This is a genomic window from Methylobacterium sp. Gmos1 (assembly GCF_053764715.1).
The window spans coordinates 594,853-612,234 of the sequence record NZ_JBSNCC010000001.1 but is presented as its reverse complement, the minus strand read 5'-3'; the positions used below and the strand labels follow the sequence as shown (position 1 = coordinate 612,234).

The 17,382-nt window shown below is 72.1% G+C and carries 17 protein-coding genes; 6 read left to right on the top strand and 11 right to left on the bottom strand.

Annotation, left to right across the window (positions count from 1 at the left end; genetic code table 11):
- Positions 1-76: 76 nt before the first annotated feature.
- From ACS5PV_RS02715 to ACS5PV_RS02700, 4 genes are all read right to left on the bottom strand, one after another.
- Positions 77-736, bottom strand: coding sequence for a hypothetical protein (locus tag ACS5PV_RS02715; RefSeq protein WP_455393826.1), 660 nt, complete (start codon positions 734-736; stop codon positions 77-79).
- Between the two features lie 131 nt (positions 737-867).
- On the bottom strand, positions 868-1,365 hold the full coding sequence (lspA, locus tag ACS5PV_RS02710) for a signal peptidase II (RefSeq protein WP_455393825.1): 498 nt from the start codon (positions 1,363-1,365) through the stop codon (positions 868-870).
- 30 nt (positions 1,366-1,395) lie between these two features.
- The gene (gene ileS, locus ACS5PV_RS02705) at positions 1,396-4,368 is read right to left on the bottom strand and encodes an isoleucine--tRNA ligase (protein WP_455393824.1); all 2,973 of its coding nucleotides are present in this window, start codon (positions 4,366-4,368) and stop codon (positions 1,396-1,398) included.
- Between the two features lie 251 nt (positions 4,369-4,619).
- Positions 4,620-5,231 carry a cadmium resistance transporter gene (locus tag ACS5PV_RS02700; RefSeq protein WP_455393823.1) on the bottom strand — a complete coding sequence of 204 codons (612 nt, stop codon included), beginning with the start codon at positions 5,229-5,231 and terminating at the stop codon, positions 4,620-4,622.
- Positions 5,232-5,376: 145 nt separating this feature from the next.
- On the opposite strand from ACS5PV_RS02700, the gene ACS5PV_RS02695 reads away from it, so the two are divergent.
- Entirely contained in the window at positions 5,377-5,613 is a 237-nt protein-coding gene (locus tag ACS5PV_RS02695; RefSeq protein ID WP_455393822.1) for a hypothetical protein, read from the top strand.
- Between the two features lie 48 nt (positions 5,614-5,661).
- Here ACS5PV_RS02695 and ACS5PV_RS02690 read toward each other — a convergent pair whose 3' ends face one another.
- Positions 5,662-6,657: a bifunctional riboflavin kinase/FAD synthetase gene (locus tag ACS5PV_RS02690; RefSeq protein WP_455393821.1), complete on the bottom strand. Its 996-nt coding sequence runs from the start codon at positions 6,655-6,657 to the stop codon at positions 5,662-5,664.
- 256 nt (positions 6,658-6,913) lie between these two features.
- On the opposite strand from ACS5PV_RS02690, the gene ACS5PV_RS02685 reads away from it, so the two are divergent.
- Together ACS5PV_RS02685 and ACS5PV_RS02680 are read left to right on the top strand one after the other, a co-directional pair.
- Entirely contained in the window at positions 6,914-7,297 is a 384-nt protein-coding gene (locus ACS5PV_RS02685; protein WP_048452414.1) for a response regulator, read from the top strand.
- Positions 7,298-7,487: 190 nt separating this feature from the next.
- The gene (locus ACS5PV_RS02680; protein ID WP_455393890.1) at positions 7,488-8,072 is read left to right on the top strand and encodes a protein phosphatase CheZ; all 585 of its coding nucleotides are present in this window, start codon (positions 7,488-7,490) and stop codon (positions 8,070-8,072) included.
- Positions 8,073-8,233: 161 nt separating this feature from the next.
- On the opposite strand, the gene ACS5PV_RS02675 is transcribed toward ACS5PV_RS02680, so the two are convergent.
- From ACS5PV_RS02675 to ACS5PV_RS02665, 3 genes are all read right to left on the bottom strand, one after another.
- On the bottom strand, positions 8,234-9,130 hold the full coding sequence (locus tag ACS5PV_RS02675) for a TIGR01459 family HAD-type hydrolase (protein WP_455393820.1): 897 nt from the start codon (positions 9,128-9,130) through the stop codon (positions 8,234-8,236).
- 132 nt (positions 9,131-9,262) lie between these two features.
- The gene (gene ade / locus ACS5PV_RS02670; protein ID WP_455393819.1) at positions 9,263-10,939 is read right to left on the bottom strand and encodes an adenine deaminase; all 1,677 of its coding nucleotides are present in this window, start codon (positions 10,937-10,939) and stop codon (positions 9,263-9,265) included.
- A gap of 173 nt (positions 10,940-11,112) precedes the next feature.
- On the bottom strand, positions 11,113-12,690 hold the full coding sequence (locus ACS5PV_RS02665; protein ID WP_455393818.1) for an EAL domain-containing protein: 1,578 nt from the start codon (positions 12,688-12,690) through the stop codon (positions 11,113-11,115).
- A 199-nt stretch (positions 12,691-12,889) separates the two neighbouring features.
- Between ACS5PV_RS02665 and ACS5PV_RS02660 the strand changes: the two genes are divergently transcribed.
- The 3 genes from ACS5PV_RS02660 (at position 12,890) to ACS5PV_RS02650 (ending at position 16,080) form a co-directional block, all read left to right on the top strand.
- On the top strand, positions 12,890-13,120 hold the full coding sequence (locus ACS5PV_RS02660; protein WP_455393817.1) for a heavy-metal-associated domain-containing protein: 231 nt from the start codon (positions 12,890-12,892) through the stop codon (positions 13,118-13,120).
- 160 nt (positions 13,121-13,280) lie between these two features.
- The gene (locus tag ACS5PV_RS02655; protein ID WP_455393816.1) at positions 13,281-15,122 is read left to right on the top strand and encodes an ATP-binding protein; all 1,842 of its coding nucleotides are present in this window, start codon (positions 13,281-13,283) and stop codon (positions 15,120-15,122) included.
- A gap of 106 nt (positions 15,123-15,228) precedes the next feature.
- Positions 15,229-16,080: a peptidoglycan-binding domain-containing protein gene (locus ACS5PV_RS02650; RefSeq protein WP_455393815.1), complete on the top strand. Its 852-nt coding sequence runs from the start codon at positions 15,229-15,231 to the stop codon at positions 16,078-16,080.
- A gap of 40 nt (positions 16,081-16,120) precedes the next feature.
- Here ACS5PV_RS02650 and ACS5PV_RS02645 read toward each other — a convergent pair whose 3' ends face one another.
- The 3 genes from ACS5PV_RS02645 to ACS5PV_RS02635 all read right to left on the bottom strand — a co-directional run bounded on the left by ACS5PV_RS02645 (position 16,121) and on the right by ACS5PV_RS02635 (position 17,375).
- The gene (locus ACS5PV_RS02645; RefSeq protein ID WP_455393814.1) at positions 16,121-16,633 is read right to left on the bottom strand and encodes an AAA family ATPase; all 513 of its coding nucleotides are present in this window, start codon (positions 16,631-16,633) and stop codon (positions 16,121-16,123) included.
- 246 nt (positions 16,634-16,879) lie between these two features.
- Positions 16,880-17,251, bottom strand: coding sequence for a helix-turn-helix domain-containing protein (locus ACS5PV_RS02640; RefSeq protein ID WP_455393813.1), 372 nt, complete (start codon positions 17,249-17,251; stop codon positions 16,880-16,882).
- A 10-nt stretch (positions 17,252-17,261) separates the two neighbouring features.
- Positions 17,262-17,375 carry a type II toxin-antitoxin system RelE family toxin gene (locus ACS5PV_RS02635; protein WP_455393812.1) on the bottom strand — a complete coding sequence of 38 codons (114 nt, stop codon included), beginning with the start codon at positions 17,373-17,375 and terminating at the stop codon, positions 17,262-17,264.
- Positions 17,376-17,382 lie beyond the last annotated feature (7 nt).

Sequence of the window (17,382 nt, the reverse complement as noted above, 5' to 3'; positions counted from 1 at the left end):
GCGGGTCTCGACCAACGAAAACCCCGGGCCGCTGGGGCGGCCCGGGGTCGGAAACTCGACGATGGTCTCGGAAACGTTACTGGCGCGAGCGCAGATAGGCGCCGGGATCGGCTTCCTCGCGGTCGGACTTCATGCCGTTCGGCCCCTTCTCGGTGCGGGCGAGCTTGCCGTTCGGCGGCTTGCGGTAGCCGGTCGGCGGCTCGGTCAACGAATCGCGGGAGGGCTCGACGTCGGGGAGGTTCGGATCCTCGTCCGCCTTCTTGCCGGCCAGCAGCTGCATCGGGTTGAGCCAGAACGATTCCTTGACGTTGTCGCCGGGCTTGTAGGTCGGCTCCGTCGTCATGCTGGCGCCCTCGCGCCGGCCGGCCCGCATCTCCTGGACCGAGATCGTGGCGTTGTTGTCGCTCATCCGGCCGCTATAGCCGCGGGTGATCGGCTTGCGGTCCTCGGCGGCGCGGCGATCGCGGGCGGCGGTCTCGGGATCGGTCGGCCATTGCGGGTTGGCCTCGCGCACGGCGCGGCGGTCGACCGGCGGCGGCAGGGCGGCCTTGTCCATGTGCGGCGGCAGCACCAGCGGCGCGCGCTCGCGATAGGTGATCGTCGGCCGCTCGGGCTCGATCAGGCCGATCGACGAGAGGGCGTTCTTCATCGCGACGCCCTCCTGGGCCTGCGCCCCGGCCGGCAGGCCGAGGCCCGCGACCGTCATCGCGGCGAGTATCGTGCGCTTGTCGAGCATGCTGGCCCCCTGCCTGTTCCGCCCCGTGATTTACCAGCTTGGGTGGTGGCGGTTTCGGGCGAAGGTATGGCGTGGCCGGGAGGGGGCGCAACGCTCCGGGCCGGCGTTGCGCCCGCGACACACAGGGGTTTTCAGGTTGGCTCCCCCGTTGCCGGCGCCCGCCGGCGCTCCAGCACCAGGCCGTCGTAGAGGAGCCCGACCACGCCGAAGACGATGCCGGCATCCGCGACGTTGAACACGTACCAGGACCAGGCCCCGGCATGGAGGTGGACGAAGTCGAACACCGCGCCGTAGGCGGCGCGATCGATCGCGTTGCCGACCGCCCCGCCGACGATGAGGCCGAGCGAGCCGGCGAGCCACCGGCTGCCGGCCCGGGCCATCCACACCGAGAGCGCGACCGTCGCCACCAGCGACACGCCCACCAGCACCCAGCGCCCGAGCGCCGAATCCTGCTGGAACAGCCCGTAGGAGACGCCGCGGTTCCACACCACGATCAGCTGCGCGAAGGGCGCGAGCACCACCGGCTCGCGCACGGGCAGGTCGGCGAGGAACAGCAGGCCGAGCTTCGTCGCCTGGTCGAGGACCAGGGTGACGAGCGCGACCAGCACGCCGAAGGGGAGGGGACGCATCAGATTGTTCCTCGCCCTCGTCCTCGCCCCTTACTCGGCGGCCTTGGCGTGGAGCGCGTCCCACTCGCGCAGGGCCTGCGCGTCGCGGGGCGTCACGTCCGGATAGTCCGGATCGCTGCCGACGCTCTCCAGCACCTTCCACGAGCGGGCGCATTTGCGGCCCTGTGCCAGCGCCGGCACCACCGCCACACCCTTGACCTCGTCGAGCCGGAAGGCGTCGCCCGGACCCTCGCCGGCCTCGACCGCGATGTCCGAGGTGATGCAGACCTCCGCGAAGTCGATGCCGTCGAGGCTCGCCAGCAGCTCCGGATCGGCGACGAACACTTTCGGCGCCGCCTCCAGGCTCGCGCCGATGCGCTTGCCCGCGCGCTCGATCTCGAGCGCGCCCGTCACCACCCGGCGCACCCGGCGGATCTTGGCCCAGCGCTTGGCCAGCGCCTCGTCGCGCCAGGAGGCGGGGGTCTCCGGCAGGGTCTCGGTGTGGACGGAAGCCGTCTCCGAGGGATAGCGCGCGAGCCAGGCCTCTTCTGCGGTGAAGGCGAGGACCGGGGCGAGCCAGACCGTGACGCGCTTGAAGACCTCGTCGACCACGGTGAGCGCCGCCCGCCGGGTCTGCGACGAGATCGGATCGCAGTACAGCGCATCCTTGCGCACGTCGAAGTAGAACGACGACAGGTCGCCGGTCATGAAGCCGTTGAGCAGAGCCACCACGCGCTTCGTGTCGAAGGTGCGGAAGGCATCGCGGATCTCGCCGTCGAGCTCGGCGAGGCGGTGCAGGATGAAGCGCTCCAATTCCGGCATCGCGTCGGGGGCGACGCGGTCCTCGGGCCGGTGATGGGCGAGCGTGCCGAGCATCCAGCGCAGCGAGTTGCGCAGCTTGCGGTAGGTCTCGGAGAAGGTCTTGATGATCTCCGGGCCGATGCGCAGGTCGTCGGTGTAGTCCGAGGCCGCCACCCACAGGCGCAGGATGTCGGCGCCCGAGCCCTTGATGACGTCCTGGGGCGCGACGACGTTGCCCTTCGACTTCGACATCTTCTCCCCCTTGGGGTCGAGGACGAAGCCGTGGGTGAGCACCACGTCGTAGGGCGCGCGGTCGCGGGTGCCGCAGGATTCGAGCAGCGAGGAGTGGAACCAGCCGCGGTGCTGGTCCGAGCCCTCGAGATACATCACCGTATCCTGCCCGCCGTCGCGGCGGCGACGGATGCCGGCCAGTCCCGGGAAGGCCTCCGGATCGTCGAGCGTGAAGGCGTGGGTCGAGCCCGAATCGAACCAGACGTCGAGGACGTCGATCACCTTCTCGTAGTGGGCCGGATCGTGCTCGGGGGCGAGGAATCGGGCACCGTCGGCGTCGGTGAACCAGGCGTCGGCCCCCTCCGCCGCGAAGGCGTCGTGGATGCGCGCGTTCACCGTCTCGTCGCGCAAGATCTCGCCGGTCTCGCGGTGCACGAAGACCGTGATCGGCACGCCCCAGGCGCGCTGGCGCGATACCACCCAGTCCGGGCGGTTGGCGATCATGCCGGTGATGCGGTTCTGGCCCTGCGGCGGCACCCACTGGGTGACGGCGATCTCGCGCAGCGCCACCTCGCGCAAGGTCGCGTCGTTCAGCGTCGCCACCGGCTTGTCGAGGGCGATGAACCATTGCGGTGTGTTGCGGAAGATGACCGGCTTCTTCGAGCGCCAGGAATGCGGGTAGCTGTGCTTGAGCGTGCCGCGGCCGACGAGCGTCCCGGCGGCGGTGAGCGCGGCGATCACCGCCTTGTTGGCGTCGCCCTTCTGGCCCTTCTCGTCGAGGACGCGGGTGCCGGTGAGGCCGGGCGCGGCCTCGGTCAGCCTGCCGTCGGCATCGACCGTGTAGGGGATCGCCGTCTCGATGCCGCGCTCGCGCAAGCCGCGGCCGTTCGCCATCCAGACCTCGAAATCCTCGCGGCCGTGGCCCGGGGCGGTGTGGACGAAGCCCGTGCCGGCGTCGTCGGTGACGTGCTCGCCCTCCAGCATCGGCACGGCGTAGCCGTAGCCGGGGTTCCAGGCGGCGAGGGGATGCGCCAGCGTCAGGCCGGCGAGGTCTTCGCCTGAGACGTCGCTCAGTCGCTCGTAGCTCTCGACCCGCGCTGCCTTGAAGACGTCGCCCGCCAGTTTGTCAGCAACAACGTAACGAACACCAGGTTGAGACCAGTTCTCTTGAGGCGCAGCAACGACACGATACAGTCCGTATGATACTTTTTTGGAGTAGGCGACGGCCCGGTTGGCCGGGATCGTCCAGGGGGTGGTGGTCCAGATGACGACGCGGGCGTCCTGCAAGTCCGGGGCCGACTTTGCCTCGACGACCGGGAAGGCGGCCCAGATGGTGTCGCTGACGTGGTCCTCGTACTCGACCTCGGCCTCGGCGAGCGCGGTCTTCTCGACCACCGACCACATCACCGGCTTCGAGCCGCGATAGAGCTGGCCGGTGGTGGCGAAGGTCATCAGCTCGCGGGCGATCGCGGCCTCGGCCGGGTAGGCCATGGTGAGATAGGGATGGTCCCAGTCGCCGGTGACGCCGAGGCGCTTGAACTCCTCGCGCTGCACCGACAGCCAGTGCTCGGCAAAGGTCCGGCACTCGCGCCGGAACTCGACCACCGGCACCTCGTCCTTGTTGCGGCCGGCGGCGCGGTACTGCTCCTCGATCTTCCACTCGATCGGCAGGCCGTGGCAGTCCCAGCCCGGGACGTAGTTGGAATCGTAGGCAAGCGCGCCTTGCGTGCGGACGATGATGTCCTTCAGGATCTTGTTGAGCGCCGTGCCGATGTGGATGTGGCCGTTGGCGTAGGGCGGGCCGTCGTGCAGCACGAATTTCGGCCGGCCGGCGGCGGCCTCGCGGATGCGGGCGTAGAGGTTCGTGCGCGCCCAGCGCTCCAGGATCTCCGGCTCGCGCTGCGGCAGGCCGGCCCGCATCGGGAACTCGGTGACCGGCAGGAACAGGGTCTCGGAATAGTCGCGCCCGGCGGCGGGCTTGTGCTCGGTCATGGGAGGTTCAAGGCTCGTCTGGGGCGCGAGGCGCAGCCCATTAGCAGGAATCGCAGCGGCGAAACGGCAGCAACCCGGCCTTCCGCGCGGCCGCGAGCGGCCCTCAGGCGGAAGCCGGGCTCGTAATTCGCCGGATGGCGACGCGGCGCGGGTGCGATTCGGTCATCCGGCGCTTCTAGCAGCGGCGGGCGGGCGGGGGAAGCGGGGTGTTGCAGTGCCGAGCTTGTGCGCGGTACCCGGCGCCATGCACCTCATCCCCATCTCCGTTCCATGACCCACGATACCGTCCCCGCCTCGACCAGCACCATCGCGCCGATCCCGATCAGCACGAACGGCGTCGCGACCCGGCCGAAGCGGCGGATCGGGGCGCCGAAATCCGGATGCCGCACGAGCCAGTGGGCAAGTGCGAGCCAGAGCGCGGTCATGGCGGCAAAGACCGCGGCGAACAGGATCAGCCGGGAAGCCGGCGAGGTAGCGAAGACCGGCGTGTAGATGCCGAGATTGTCGCCGCCATTGGCGATCGTCACCCCGGCGACGGCGAGCGCGTTGCCGAGCGAGGCGGAGGTTGCTGCGGGCTCGTCCACGTCGTCGTCCCGCAGGGCGAGGAGGCGGCGGCAGCCGAGTGTGATCGGGACGAGGCCGAGCAGGCCGAGCCAGGCCGGCGGCGCGACGAGGGACAGGAGCGCGCCGGCGAGCGACGCCAGCACCAGGACGGCGATGCCCAAGGCCTGCCCGACGACGATCTGGCGCGGGCGGTAGCGCGGATCGGAGAAGAAGCCGATCAGCACGACGATGTCGTCGAGGTTGGTCGAAGCGAACAGGACGATTGCGACGCCGAGATCGGTCAGCAGAGCCATGGTCATTCAAAGGAACGGGGCGCGGGTTCGCACGGTTGAAGGACAGGCTCAGTGCACCTCACAAAACTCCCGCTGCACTGGCGCTGCCACATCGAACAAGGCCGGTGACCGGGAGTTTTGTGAGAGACACTCAGTCGCTTCGGAGCTTCACATGAAGATCCTGCTCTCCGCCCTCGCGCTCGCCGCCCTGTCGACGGTCCCGGCCGTCGCCCTCGAGCGGCATGCGCCGCAGCGGCCGATCCCGGCGGATGTCGACGCCACCGGTTCGGTGACGCCGGCAGACCCGCTGCTGATCCCCGACGAGGATCCCGGCACGATGCGTCGCGCCAAGCGCCCACGCGGGCGGGATGGCGACGACGCGCCGATCCGCGAATTCATCCCGGAATAGTGCCCGGATAACCAGGACCTAACCCCTGACGGATCACGCGAGCCGAGGTCATCCGAGCATCGAGGGCGTGCGGTCCGCGGCCAGCATCCGCCGCGCCTCGGCGGCGTCCTCGTGCATGCGGGCGACCAGCGCCTCGGCGCTGTCGAAGCGCGCCTCGCCGCGGATGAAGCCGGCGAACTCGACCGCGATGCGCTGGCCGTAGAGGTCGCCCGAGAAGTCGAACAGGTAGGTCTCGAGCAGCGGTGCGCCGTCGTCGAAGGTCGGGCGCCGGCCGTAGCTCGCGACCCCGTCGCGCACGCCGCCGTCACCGAGACGCGCACGCACCGCGTAGATGCCGTGGGCGAGCGCGCAGGCATCGAGCGCGACGTTGGCGGTGGGAAAGCCCAGGGTGCGGCCGCGCTTGTCGCCGTGGCGCACCTCGCCCTCGACGAACCAGCGATAGCCGAGCAGATGGTTGGCGGTGGCGATGTCGCCGGCCTCGAGCGCGGTGCGGATCGCGCTCGACGAGACCGGCGCCTCGCCGCCGCCGGCCGCCACCGCCGGCACGATCCGGCAGGCGAGGCCGTTCTCGGCGCAGAGCGCCTCCAGCATCGCCGGCGTGCCCTCGCGGCCGCGGCCGAAATGGAAGTCGTGCCCGATCACCACGCCCGACAGGCCGAGCTCGCCCTTGAGCGTCTCGGCGACGAAGGCCGCCGCCCCGGTGCCGGCGAGCCTCGCGTCGAAGCGGCGCACGAAGGCGCCGTCGAGGCCGAGCCGGCGCAGGACCGCGAGCTTCTCGCCCTCGCCGGTGAGGCGGAACATCGCCGCATCGGGCGAGAAGAAGGCGCGGGGATGCGGCTCGAAGGTGACGACCGCGCTCGGCCGGCCGAGATCCGCCGCCATCGCCCGCACCGCCCCGATCAGGGCGCGGTGGCCCTGGTGGATGCCGTCGAAATTGCCGAGCGCCGCGACCGCGCCCGTCAGGCCCGCCGGCACCGGCTCGCCGTCGCGGTGGACGGAGAAGGGCGGCGCGACGGGGCGCGGGGCAGTCTCGTCGCGCGGCATCGACGGTCCTTGGCTCGAAGGGGGGCGGGGGCTTCTGTAAAGGCGGCCGGACCCTGTCGAAATCCGCCCTTTGGGTCAAGCCGCAAGGGCCGGCCGGGCGAGGCGCCCGGTGGGGCCTGGAGCGGATTAACGCCTTCTCAAGGGGGGTGGAAGTACAACCTCGGACCAGAAGCGCCACCCGGTGCTTCCCCTGATGATCCAAGCGGGGTTCGTCGCGCACGGGGATGCGTCGCGCCCGCCACCGGAGCCGTAAGCCATGGCCCTTGACCTCGGCATGCCGATCCTCGTCGTGGACGATTACCAGACGATGGTTCGCATCATCCGCAACCTGCTGAAGCAGCTCGGCTTCGAGGACGTCGACGACGCCTCCGACGGCACCGGCGCCCTGGCGAAGCTGAAGACGAAGAAGTACGGCCTCGTCATCTCCGACTGGAACATGGAGCCGATGACCGGCTACGAGCTGCTGCGCCACGTCCGGGCCGACGACGCCCTGCGCACCACGCCGTTCATCATGGTCACCGCGGAGTCGAAGACCGAGAACGTCATCGCGGCGAAGAAGGCCGGCGTGAACAACTACATCGTCAAGCCGTTCAACGCCCAGACGCTGAAGACCAAGATCGAGGCGGTCTGCGGCGCGTGATCGCGCCGGCGCGGTGACGGGCGGCGTCCCCCGGGCGCGGGGGCGGCCGCGCCTCCCCGCGCCGGACGGACCTTCCTCGTCCCTGTCGTGTGAGACCCGCGCCCGAGATGCCCGGTCCCAGGATAGCCGATCCGAGGACATCCGATCCGAGGACAACCAACTCGCGGGGAGCGATCACGTGCTCAGGCAGATGACGGCGGGACCGCGATCCGCCCTCAACCGGCTGCTGGGCGGCCAGGAGGCGGAGGCCCGCGAGACCAAGGCCGATCCGGTGAATCAGGCGGCCGCGGTGAACGAGCTGCGGGAGATCGCCGACTACATCACCAAGCTCAAGCGCGGCATCGCGGCTCTGCGGGCCCAGGAACTCACCCGCGACCGCATCCCGATGGCGCATGACGAGCTCGGCAGCGTCGTCGCCGCCACCGCCAGCGCGACCAACCGGATCATGGAATCGGCCGAGGCGATGATGGCCATCAAGGCCAAGACCCTCGACGACTACCGCAGCCAGGTCGAGGCGCATATCGGCGACATCTTCGAGGCCTGCACCTTCCAGGACATCACCGGCCAGCGCATCTCCAAGGTGGTGGAGGCCTTGGGCCAGCTCGAGAAGCGCCTGTCGCAGTTCTCGACCGTGGTGAACGTGCGCGACGGCGAGGCCGAGCACGACCCGGAGGAGGCACGCCGCAAGGCCCGCGCCGAGAAGCTGTTGCTCAACGGCCCGCAGCTGAAGGGTCCGGAGACCCCGCAGGACGCGATCGACGCCCTGTTCTCCTGAGAGCATCGATGACGTGCGAGACCGGGATGCGGACAGAGCGCCGTCCGATCACAACGTGATCGGACGGCGCTCTGTCTTTTTGACTTTGCCGCATTTTCTTCGACGAACCGATATCCGCTTCGTCGGAAAATGCTCTGGCCGCGCCCGGTCTCTCGCCGCTGCTACCAGCGCAGCAGGTCGATCACGCCGTCCGGGTGCACGGCCTGCGCCGCGAGCCAGTGGGCGATGTCGCCGAGCGGGGCACCCGCCGCGACGCCCAGCTCCTCGGCGTGGATGCCGCGCGCCACCAGCAGCGCCGCGACCCCGAAGGCCCGCGCGCCGGCGACATCGGTGCGGATCGCGTCGCCGACGGCGAGCACCCGGTCGCGGGGGAGGGGAGCGCCGTGATTGAGCGCCTCCGCGGTCGCGAGCGCCGCCTCGTAGACCGGAAAGTGCGGCTTGCCGGCATAGACCACCGCGCCGCCCATCTCCTCGTAGAGCGCCGCGATCGCGCCGGCGCAGGGGATCAGCCGCTCGCCGCGCTCGACCACGAGGTCGGGATTGGCGCAGATCAGGGTCACGCCGCGGGCGGCCCAGGGTTCCAGCACGCCGCGGTAATCCGCCGCCGACTCGACTTCGTCGTCGAGGAGGCCGGTGACGACGACGTGGGCGGCATCATTCGGCCCGCCGCGGGTAAGGTCGAGACCTTCGAAGATCGGCAGGTCGCGGTCGGGCCCGAGATGGTGCATCGGCGCGCCCGCCCGCTCGGCGAGCAGCCGGCGGGTGAGGTCGCCGGAGGTGACGATGGTGTCGTAGGCGGTGCGGGGCACGCCGAACGCGTCGAGCTGCGCCAGCACGGCGCTGCCCGGCCGTGGCGCGTTCGAGACTAGCACCACCCGGCGCGGCCGCTCGCCCGGCAGGGCGCGAAACCGCGTCAGCGCGTCGCTCGCGCCCTTGTGGGCGTGAACGCCGTCGTGCAGCACGCCCCAGACGTCGCACAGGATCAGGTCGAAGTCCGGCGCGATCCCGGCGATCCCGTTCAGGATCGCGACCTCGCCCGGATGGCTCGCGCGGATCATCTCTGCCACTCCTGCCCGCCTCGTCCTCGCTGCATCGCAGCAGGAGGTCGCCCCGGGCTTAAAGGCGGTTCGCCCCGAACGCAACGCCCGGCATGAAATCGTTTACAAATCCCGATCACGGACGTGGGCGGATCACAGGATCACCATCCGGTCGACGTCGACGAGGCCGCGATCGGTGATCTTGAGGTGCGGGATCACCGGCAGCGGCAGGAAGGCGACCTGGAGGAACGGCTCGGGCAGGGTGCAGCCGAGCCCGCGGGCCGCCTCGCGCAGGGACGGCAGGGCGTCGCGCACCGCCTCGAACGGCAGGTCGCTCATCAGGCCGGCGATCGGCAGCGCCAATTCGGCCAGGATGCCGCTCTCGTCGGCGACCACGAATCCGCCCTGCAGCTCGATCAGCCGGCCGACGGCCCGCGCCATGGAATCGGGATCGGCGCCGACGACGCAGAGGTTGTGGCTGTCGTGCCCGACCGAGGAGGCGATGGCGCCGCGCGTGAGCCCGAAGCCCTGGACGAGGCCGCGGCCGATGCTGCGGGTGCCGTGGCGCGCCACCACCGCCACCATCGCGACGTCCTGGGCGAAGTCCGGCACGGCCGACAGCGTCAGGCGCCGGTGCTCGGTGATGATCCGGCCCGGCACCACGCCGATCACCGAGGTCTCGCCCGCCGGCGCCGGCACGGCGAGGTCGGCGGCCGAGACCGGCTCGGCCCGCACGCTGCCGCGGCCCGGCGGCGGGGTCACGGTCCGGGCGGCGAACAGGGCCTCCTCGACGAGGCGGCCGGCGGAGACGACGGACGAGACCGCGCAGGTTTCGAGGTCGTCGAGGAGCACGATGTCGGCCCGCTTGCCCGGCGCGATCATCCCGCGGTCGGTAAGCCCGAAGGCGGCGGCCGCGCTGAGCGAGGCGGCGCGGTAGGCGGCGAGCGGCGGCACGCCTAGGCCGATGGCGGTGCGGATCAGGTGGTCGAGATGGCCCTCCTCCGCGATGTCGAGCGGGTTGCGGTCGTCGGTGCAGAAGGCGAGGAACGGGGCGGTCCGCTCGGTGAGGAGGGGGCTGAGCGCGTGCAGGTCCTTCGAGACCGAGCCCTCGCGGATCAGCACGACCATGCCCTTGCGGATCTTCTCCAGCGCTTCCGCGGCGCTCGTCGCCTCGTGGTCGGTGCGGATGCCGGCGGCCGCGTAGGCGTTGAGGGCGTGTCCCGACAGGAGCGGCGCGTGGCCGTCGACGTGGCGATCCTCGAAGGCCGCGAGCTTCGCCAGGCACCCGGGATCGGCCCCGACCACGCCGGGGAAGTTCATGAACTCGGCCAGACCCAGCGAGCGCGGGTGGTCGCGGTAGCGCGCCAGGTCCGCCGCCTCGATCCGGGCGCCGGCGCTCTCGAGGTCGGTCGCCGGCACGCAGGAGGAGAGCTGGACCCGGATGTCCATCACGGTCTCGCCGGCGGCGGCGAGCGCGTAGTCGAAGGCGGCGGTGCCGAGCACGTTGGCGATCTCGTGCGGGTCCCAGATCGCCGTGGTGACCCCGTGCGGCAGCACGCAGCGGTCGAATTCGTGCGGGGTGATGAGCGAGGATTCGACGTGGAGATGGGTGTCGATGAAGCCCGGGACGGCGATGCGCCCCTTCGCCTCGATCACCCGAGCTCCCTCGTAGCGGCCGTAGGTGCCCACCACCGTGTCGCCGCAGACCGCGATGTCGGTCTCGACCAGTTCGCCGGTGACGAGGTCGAGGAGGCGGGCGCCGCGGATCACCAGATCGGCGGGCTCGCGGCCCGCACCTTGCGCGATCCGGCGGGCGATGAGGTCCGACATCGGGGGCCTTTCTGCTGCGAGGAGCCCCGATGCTAGAGCATTTTCCGACGAAGTGGATACCGGTTCGTCGAAGGTATGCGGCAAAGCAAGTACTTAGACAGCTTCGCGATTGCAGCGCGATCGTGAAGTGCTCCAGGCGTAAGAAGCGGGCGCCGCTACCGCTTCGTCACCCGCTACACCGCCCGGCGCAGCGTGTCCCGGAAGGCGCGGCGCGCCGGCGGGGGCGGGTCGTCCGCCGGCGGCGGCGTCTCGGGCGCGGGCTCCGGGGCGGGGGGCGAGAGCACCTCGGGCCGCACCACCCGGGGGGGCGAGAACACCGAGCCCTGCGCGAGCGGCAGGTCGAGGTCGATCAGGTCGGGCACGTCGGCCTCGCGCTCGACGCCCTCCGCCACCAGCCGGATCCCGGACCGGGCGAGGGAGAGGGTGAGGGCCGGCCCGTGCTCGCCGAGCAGGGCGTCGAGGCCGATCTTGGCGTAGCTCGCGCCGCAGGCGGCGAGCGCGGCGGCGTCGAGGCGCGGCTCCACCACCCGGTCGACCGCGAGGCCAATCCGCTCGCGCAGGGAGCGCAGCGCGCTCGCCTGCTCGGCGTCGAGGCTGCGCCAGCTGCGCTGCGGCAGCGCCAGGATCATCCGGCCGGCGAGCTCCGGGTGCAGGTCGATCAGGCGGCCGACCGCCCGCAGGAAGCCCGGCTCGAACAGCGAGCCCGGCGACAGGGCGTAGGCCACCGGCGTCTCGCTGCCGCGGGAGGCGAGGTGCTGGCCGATCGCGGTGACGCGGGCGAGCATCAGCCGGTCGAGCTCGGTGGTGCGCCCGTGCCGCTCCAGCACCCGGACGAACTCCGCCGGCGACAGCAGGGCCTCGCCGACGCGCAGGCGGGCCAGGGCCTCGTAGAACGCCACTTTGCGCTGCGGCAGGCTGACCACCGGCTGCAGATGGACCTCGAGCCCCTGGGCGAGAGCGGCGAGGATCTCGGCCTCGGAATGGGTCTCGGCGGCGGGCTCGGGCACGAAGGAGCGGCGCGGCGCAGGCGCAGCCTCCCGCGGCAGGATCGGGTCGGCGAGCGCCGCGGGGGCGGGGGCGAGCGGCGTCGCCGCGAGTTCGGCGAGCCAGGACGGCGCGGCCGGCTGGGCGGCGAACGGGGCCTGCGACAGCCCGGCGGACGGGGCCGCGTGAGCCCGCACCTCGGGGCGGGCGGGCGGTATGGGCGCGGCCGCAGGCGCCGAAGCCGGGGCGCAGTCGGGTGCCGCCTGGACCCGCGCCGGCGGCACGGGTGCCGACGGGGCACGAGCCGGCGCCGCCTGCGCGGCCGGGGGGGCTGCCGCGGCCGGCCCGGCCTTCAGGCGGGTCAGGTCCTCGTCCTGGGCCGCCACCGCCATGGCGAGTTCGCGCACGATGCCGCCGAGCAGGCCGATCTCGGCCGTGACCTCGGACAGGCCGTTCTCCATGTTCGCCGCCGGGGCGGCCGGCGACTCCCGCTGCTCCAGCGTCACCAGGCGGCGCGAGAGCAGGTCGATCTCGCCCGACATCTTCTCGACCTGGCGGGCGAGGCGGCCGGCGCGGCGCAAGGCGAGCCCGGTCGCCACCGCGCCGAGAAGGGCGGCCGCGAGCGCGGTGCCGGCCACGGCCCCGAGGACCGGCGCGGACAGGAACGCGACCGTCAGGCAGAGCCCGCCGGCCACGAGGAAGCAGAGGCTGAGGGCGATCCGGCTCACCGACGACCCGCCGGCGCGCCGGCCGGTGATGAGGGCCATCGCGATACCTCTTACGCATCGAGAACAGGGCGGGTTCCGCAAATCCCGGCCCTGTCGGTTGTCGCCGAGGCGCCGCGGACCCGCAAGACGCCGCCTCGGGCTGCCCACGGATTTCGCGGCACCCTTGTCCGTAATGCCCCAATACCCGAGATGGCTTGCGCGGCCCTGGCGTGCCGCAGCGGCAAAGGAGCGCGTGGCGATGACGGATCGGTCCGGTGAGCGGATGGAACTCCTGATGAAGGTCGAGGGCATGACCTGCCAGGGATGCGTCGCGGCGGTGACGAAGGCGATCCAGCGCCTCGACCCGGCAGCGGAGGTGAGCGTGGACCTGGAGGCCGGCCGGGTCGCGGTCGTGACCGACGCCCAGGCCCTCGACGTGGCCGAGGCGCTCGGCCGCGCCGGGTACGAGGCGGAGGCCATGACGGGGTAGGAACGACGGGGTGAGATCGCGCCGGTGCCGGGCGAACGGGGGACAACGCGCCCGGCACCGGCGCGCTGCAACGTTCGTTTAAGCCGGCTCTGCGAGGGTTTCGACAGTTCGCAGTGTAGGGGCGCCGGGGCCGCGAGGTCTCCCGCGCTGGCGTGGCGGTGTGCGTATCAACAGTGCCTTTGCGTCCCTGATCGATGCCCGGCTGACGGGCCTCGTCCATGAATCCGCGGCGGGCGATCCCGCCGAGCGGGCCCGCCAGGAGCGGTTCCTGATCTCGCGGCTCGCCACCGGCGCCGTGCTGATGGCGATGCTGCCGCCTTACCTGCTCTGGCGCGGCGTTCCGACGCTGGTCGAGGCGGCGGCGGCGGCCTGCCTGATGCTCCCGGTGGTGGCGGCCCTGCTGCTGGCGCGCACCGGCAACCTCACGCTCGCCCACGGCCTGTCCTCGGCGGCGCTGACCGGGCTCGTCGTCTGCCTGGCGAGCCTCACCGGCGGACCGACCTCGGCGGCCGCGATCTGGCTGGTGATGATCCCGGTCGAGGCCCTGCTCGCCGGCTCGCACCGCGCCGCCGTGGTGGCGGCCCTGTTCGCGGTGCTGGGGGCGGTGGCGGTCGCGGTGATCGAGCCCGCGCCGGGCTTCGGCGTCTTCGCCTGGCCGGCGGCCCTGGCGATGCCGGTCTTCGCCATCACGGCGATCTGCCACGTCCTGGCGCTCTCGCTGGAGCACCGCCGCCGCGAGGGCCGCTGGAGCGACCGGCTCACCGCCGCGACCGTGCGCGATGCGCTCCTCCTCGACGCCATCGACGACCTCGTGACCTGGCACGACCGCAACGGCAGCGTGCTCCAGGCGAGCCCCGCCGCCCGCTCGCTCGCCGGCACGACGCCGGACGCGCTCGAAGGCCGCGGCCTGTTCAACCGCGTCCACGTCTCCGACCGGCCGGCCTTCCTGACCGCGCTCAGCGACGCCGCCGGCCAGGCCCAGCCGGTGACGGTGCAGTTCCGCCTGCACGCCGCCGGCGAGGCGGGCGGGGCCGGCCGGGTGATCTGGGCCGAGATGCGGGCTCACCGCGTCCCGGGATCGGCGATGCCGGCGCTCGCCGGCGAGGCCGCCGTGGTGGCGGTGACCCGCGACGTCTCGGAGCACAAGCGCCGGGCCGAGGAGCTCGACCAGGCCCGGGCCGCCGCCGAGCGCGCCGACGAGGTCAAGAGCCGCTTCCTCGCCACCGTGAGCCACGAGCTGCGCACCCCGCTCAACGCCATCATCGGCTTCTCGGAGATGCTGGAGGCCGAGCCGACCCTGGCGCTCGGCCCCGAGCGGCGGCGGGAATATGCCGGCATCATCCATTCCTCGGGCCGGCACCTGCTGGAGGTGGTCAACGCGCTCCTCGACATGTCGCGGATCCAGAGCGGCAACTTCGACTACGCGCCCGAGCCGTTCGACTTCGCGGGCCTCGCCCGCGGTGTCTGCGACCTGATGCAGATCCGCGCCGACCAGGGCGGCGTGCGCCTGCGCCGCGAGATCGGCGCCGACCTGCCGGAGGTCACGGCGGATGCCCGCGCCTGCCGGCAGATGCTGATCAACCTCCTGTCGAACGCCGTGAAGTTCACGCCCCGCGGCGGCGAGGTGGTCCTCTCGGTGCGCCGGGTGTTCGACCGGATCGAGATGGCGGTGGTCGATACCGGGATCGGCATCGCCGAGGCCGACCTGCCGCGCCTCGGCGACCCGTTCTTCCAGGCCGGAATCGGCGCGGGGGCCGCCTATGGCCGCCCGCACGAGGGCACCGGCCTCGGGCTCTCGGTGGTGCGCGGCCTCGTCGGGCTGCATCACGGCGAGCTGACGATCGAGAGCAGCCCGTCCTGCGGCACGCGCGTGGTGGTCGCCCTGCCGCTCGATTGCCGCGGCGCCCGCGCGCTGCCGGGCAGCCCAGTGCCGATCCGTACCGGCGCCCTCGCCAGGACCTTCTCCGACGAGCGGCCCGCCACGATGCGGCTGACGGCCTGACGTGAGCGAGCCGCCCCCGCTCCCGCCGCCCCTGGTCCGAACGAAGTCCGATCGCACGAAGGCGGACCGGTCCGGACCGGACCGCCCGAAGCCGGAAGGAGACGCGATGTCCGAGGCGCCGGCCCGGAAGCCCGCCGAGGCGACAGCCCGGCGCCACGATCCCGACGTCGCGCTGACCGCCGAGGCGCGGCCGGCCCCGCGTCCGCGGCCGGCCCCCCGGGCGCCGCGCGCGTCGAGAAGCGCCCCGCGCCCCGCCGGTCCCCTCGACCGCCTGAGGGTCCGGGCCGACCGGATCCTGCGCCATCCGGCCGGCATCGTCGGCGGCCTCCTCGTCCTCGGGGCGGTGGCGGCGGTGGCGGCGAACGCCCTCAGCTTCCAGACCGGGCGCCATCCCGCCCCCCTCTTCGCCAAGGCGCCGGCGCTCCCGGGCCCCCCGCCGGCCGGCGAGGTCCCACCCACCGCGACGGCGAAGGCCGAGGCGCCGCGCAACGCGGGCGATGGCGTGTCGCGGACCGCGAAGCCGGACGGGATCGGCGCGCTGATCCGGGGCGAGGATCACGCGACCGCCTCGCTCCCCCCGAAGGCCGCGCCGGCCAGGGCCGCGAAGACGATGCCGGCGAAGGAAGCTCCCGCCAAGGACGCTTCCAAGGACGCCGCCGGGAAGGCCGCGCCCGTCGCCCAGGCGCCCGTCCGGGAGGCGAGGGCGGCGGAGCCCGTGAAGGCCTCGGCGCTCCACGCCGCGCCGGCGCCCGGCGCCAAGCCCGACAAGGCGGTCGCCTACGCGCAGCGCGCGCTGGTCAAGCTCGGCTACGGCCCGCTCACGGTCGACGGTATCGCCGGCCCGACCACCCGCGCGGCGCTCGCCCGTTTCGAGCGCGAGCGCCGCCTGCCCGGCGCCAGCGTGGCGCGCCGGACCTTGCAGGAACTCGAAGCGCGCTCGGGGCTCAAGCCGGAATAGGAGGGGAGGGGGCGTTCTGCCGTCCGCTCTTCCCCTAGGGTCAGTCGTGGGGCGGCTCCGGTCTCCGGTGCGATCGGGTGCGGCCCGGCTCGACCGCGAGAACGATCTCGTCCGCCTGGAGGGGTTCGAGCCGCTGCTTCAGGGCATCGAACGTCTCCGGCGCGATGTAGAGGCTGCGCTCCGCCCGCCCGTTGCGCGCCGCCACCCGCTGCCGTGCCTCCTCGTCCGGACATTCGACCCTGTAGAGGAGAGCGCGGGCGCCGCATTCCGCGACGAGGCGTCTGGCATGGTCGCGCTCGGCGCGCCGCCAGAAGCCGTAATCCAGCACCACGTCGACGCCGAGGCGCAGGCAGCGGGTCCAGATCGGCTCCATCAGGTCGAGGATCGCCGCGGCGTGGAGCGGGAAGGCCTCGGCCGGCGGGTCCTCCCCGAACAGGCGCGCCATCCACTCGTCGGGCGTAAAGCGCACCGCGCGGTGCCGATGTTCGAGGTCGCGCGCCAGCGTCGTCTTGCCGGAGCCCAGGAAGCCGAACAGGAGGTGGGCCGTCGCCATCGCTCAAGCCTCAATGCGCTCGGAACGGAAACCAGAGACGTCCCGGAACACAGGATGCCAGGAGCATTGTCCGACGGAGCGGGTGCCGGTCATCGTGCGGCGTTGTAAAATCAAAAACCTGGAGCAGTATCCGATTGCAGCGCCATCGGACGACGCTTTGGCAGTGTTTCCATGGACGGTCGCCGTTACCGCCCTCTGCACCTGTTTTCTCGCCTGCTAAAGAACACAATGTGGCGAGGCTACACGTCAGGCCAGCCACTCGGCGAGGATGCCAGTGTGGCTGGCGACTTGATGCGCCTGCGCCTGCGTCAGGGCGCGGCGGCCCCGTTCGATGTCGGAGAGGTGACCCTGTGAGATCCCGAGCACCGACGCCAGCTCGGCCTGGGTGCAGCCGTGGTGCTTGCGCGCCGCCGTCACCGGAGAGCCGTGTTCGGCCAAGAGCATGACGAACCAGTGCGGCACGCTGGCCTCCTCGGTCGCCTCGTCGACGATGCGGGCAGTGGCGCGGTCCTCGGCCGCCTCGTCACCAAGGCGCGCGAGCAGCGCGTCGTAATCGCGGCGCGGGAGGATGACCAGTTCTTCGCCGGCCGGGGTGGTGATGATCTGCGCGGTCATCATGTGCCCTTCGTCATTCGTAGATGTCGCGGCGGTGGCCGATGGCGTAGATCTGGATCGCGTCATCCGTCTCGGTGAACACGACCCGATAATCCCCCACCCGCAGGCGCGCACCAGGGCGGATCATTGCTCAA

Bases quoted from the DNA above. Each gene is read 5' to 3' on its own strand.
- ACS5PV_RS02690 (WP_455393821.1), bottom strand. From the start codon at position 6,657: ATGCCGCGCGACGAGACTGCCCCGCGCCCCGTCGCGCCGCCCTTCTCC.
- lspA (WP_455393825.1), bottom strand. From the start codon at position 1,365: ATGCGTCCCCTCCCCTTCGGCGTGCTGGTCGCGCTCGTCACCCTGGTC.
- ileS (WP_455393824.1), bottom strand. From the start codon at position 4,368: ATGACCGAGCACAAGCCCGCCGCCGGGCGCGACTATTCCGAGACCCTG.
- ACS5PV_RS02700 (WP_455393823.1), bottom strand. From the start codon at position 5,231: ATGACCATGGCTCTGCTGACCGATCTCGGCGTCGCAATCGTCCTGTTC.
- ACS5PV_RS02645 (WP_455393814.1), bottom strand. From the start codon at position 16,633: ATGGCGACGGCCCACCTCCTGTTCGGCTTCCTGGGCTCCGGCAAGACG.
- ACS5PV_RS02675 (WP_455393820.1), bottom strand. From the start codon at position 9,130: ATGATCCGCGCGAGCCATCCGGGCGAGGTCGCGATCCTGAACGGGATC.
- ACS5PV_RS02695 (WP_455393822.1), top strand. From the start codon at position 5,377: ATGAAGATCCTGCTCTCCGCCCTCGCGCTCGCCGCCCTGTCGACGGTC.
- ACS5PV_RS02660 (WP_455393817.1), top strand. From the start codon at position 12,890: ATGACGGATCGGTCCGGTGAGCGGATGGAACTCCTGATGAAGGTCGAG.
- ACS5PV_RS02680 (WP_455393890.1), top strand. From the start codon at position 7,488: ATGACGGCGGGACCGCGATCCGCCCTCAACCGGCTGCTGGGCGGCCAG.
- ACS5PV_RS02635 (WP_455393812.1), bottom strand. From the start codon at position 17,375: ATGATCCGCCCTGGTGCGCGCCTGCGGGTGGGGGATTATCGGGTCGTG.
- ACS5PV_RS02715 (WP_455393826.1), bottom strand. From the start codon at position 736: ATGCTCGACAAGCGCACGATACTCGCCGCGATGACGGTCGCGGGCCTC.
- ade (WP_455393819.1), bottom strand. From the start codon at position 10,939: ATGTCGGACCTCATCGCCCGCCGGATCGCGCAAGGTGCGGGCCGCGAG.
- ACS5PV_RS02665 (WP_455393818.1), bottom strand. From the start codon at position 12,690: ATGGCCCTCATCACCGGCCGGCGCGCCGGCGGGTCGTCGGTGAGCCGG.
- ACS5PV_RS02640 (WP_455393813.1), bottom strand. From the start codon at position 17,251: ATGATGACCGCGCAGATCATCACCACCCCGGCCGGCGAAGAACTGGTC.
- ACS5PV_RS02650 (WP_455393815.1), top strand. From the start codon at position 15,229: ATGTCCGAGGCGCCGGCCCGGAAGCCCGCCGAGGCGACAGCCCGGCGC.
- ACS5PV_RS02685 (WP_048452414.1), top strand. From the start codon at position 6,914: ATGGCCCTTGACCTCGGCATGCCGATCCTCGTCGTGGACGATTACCAG.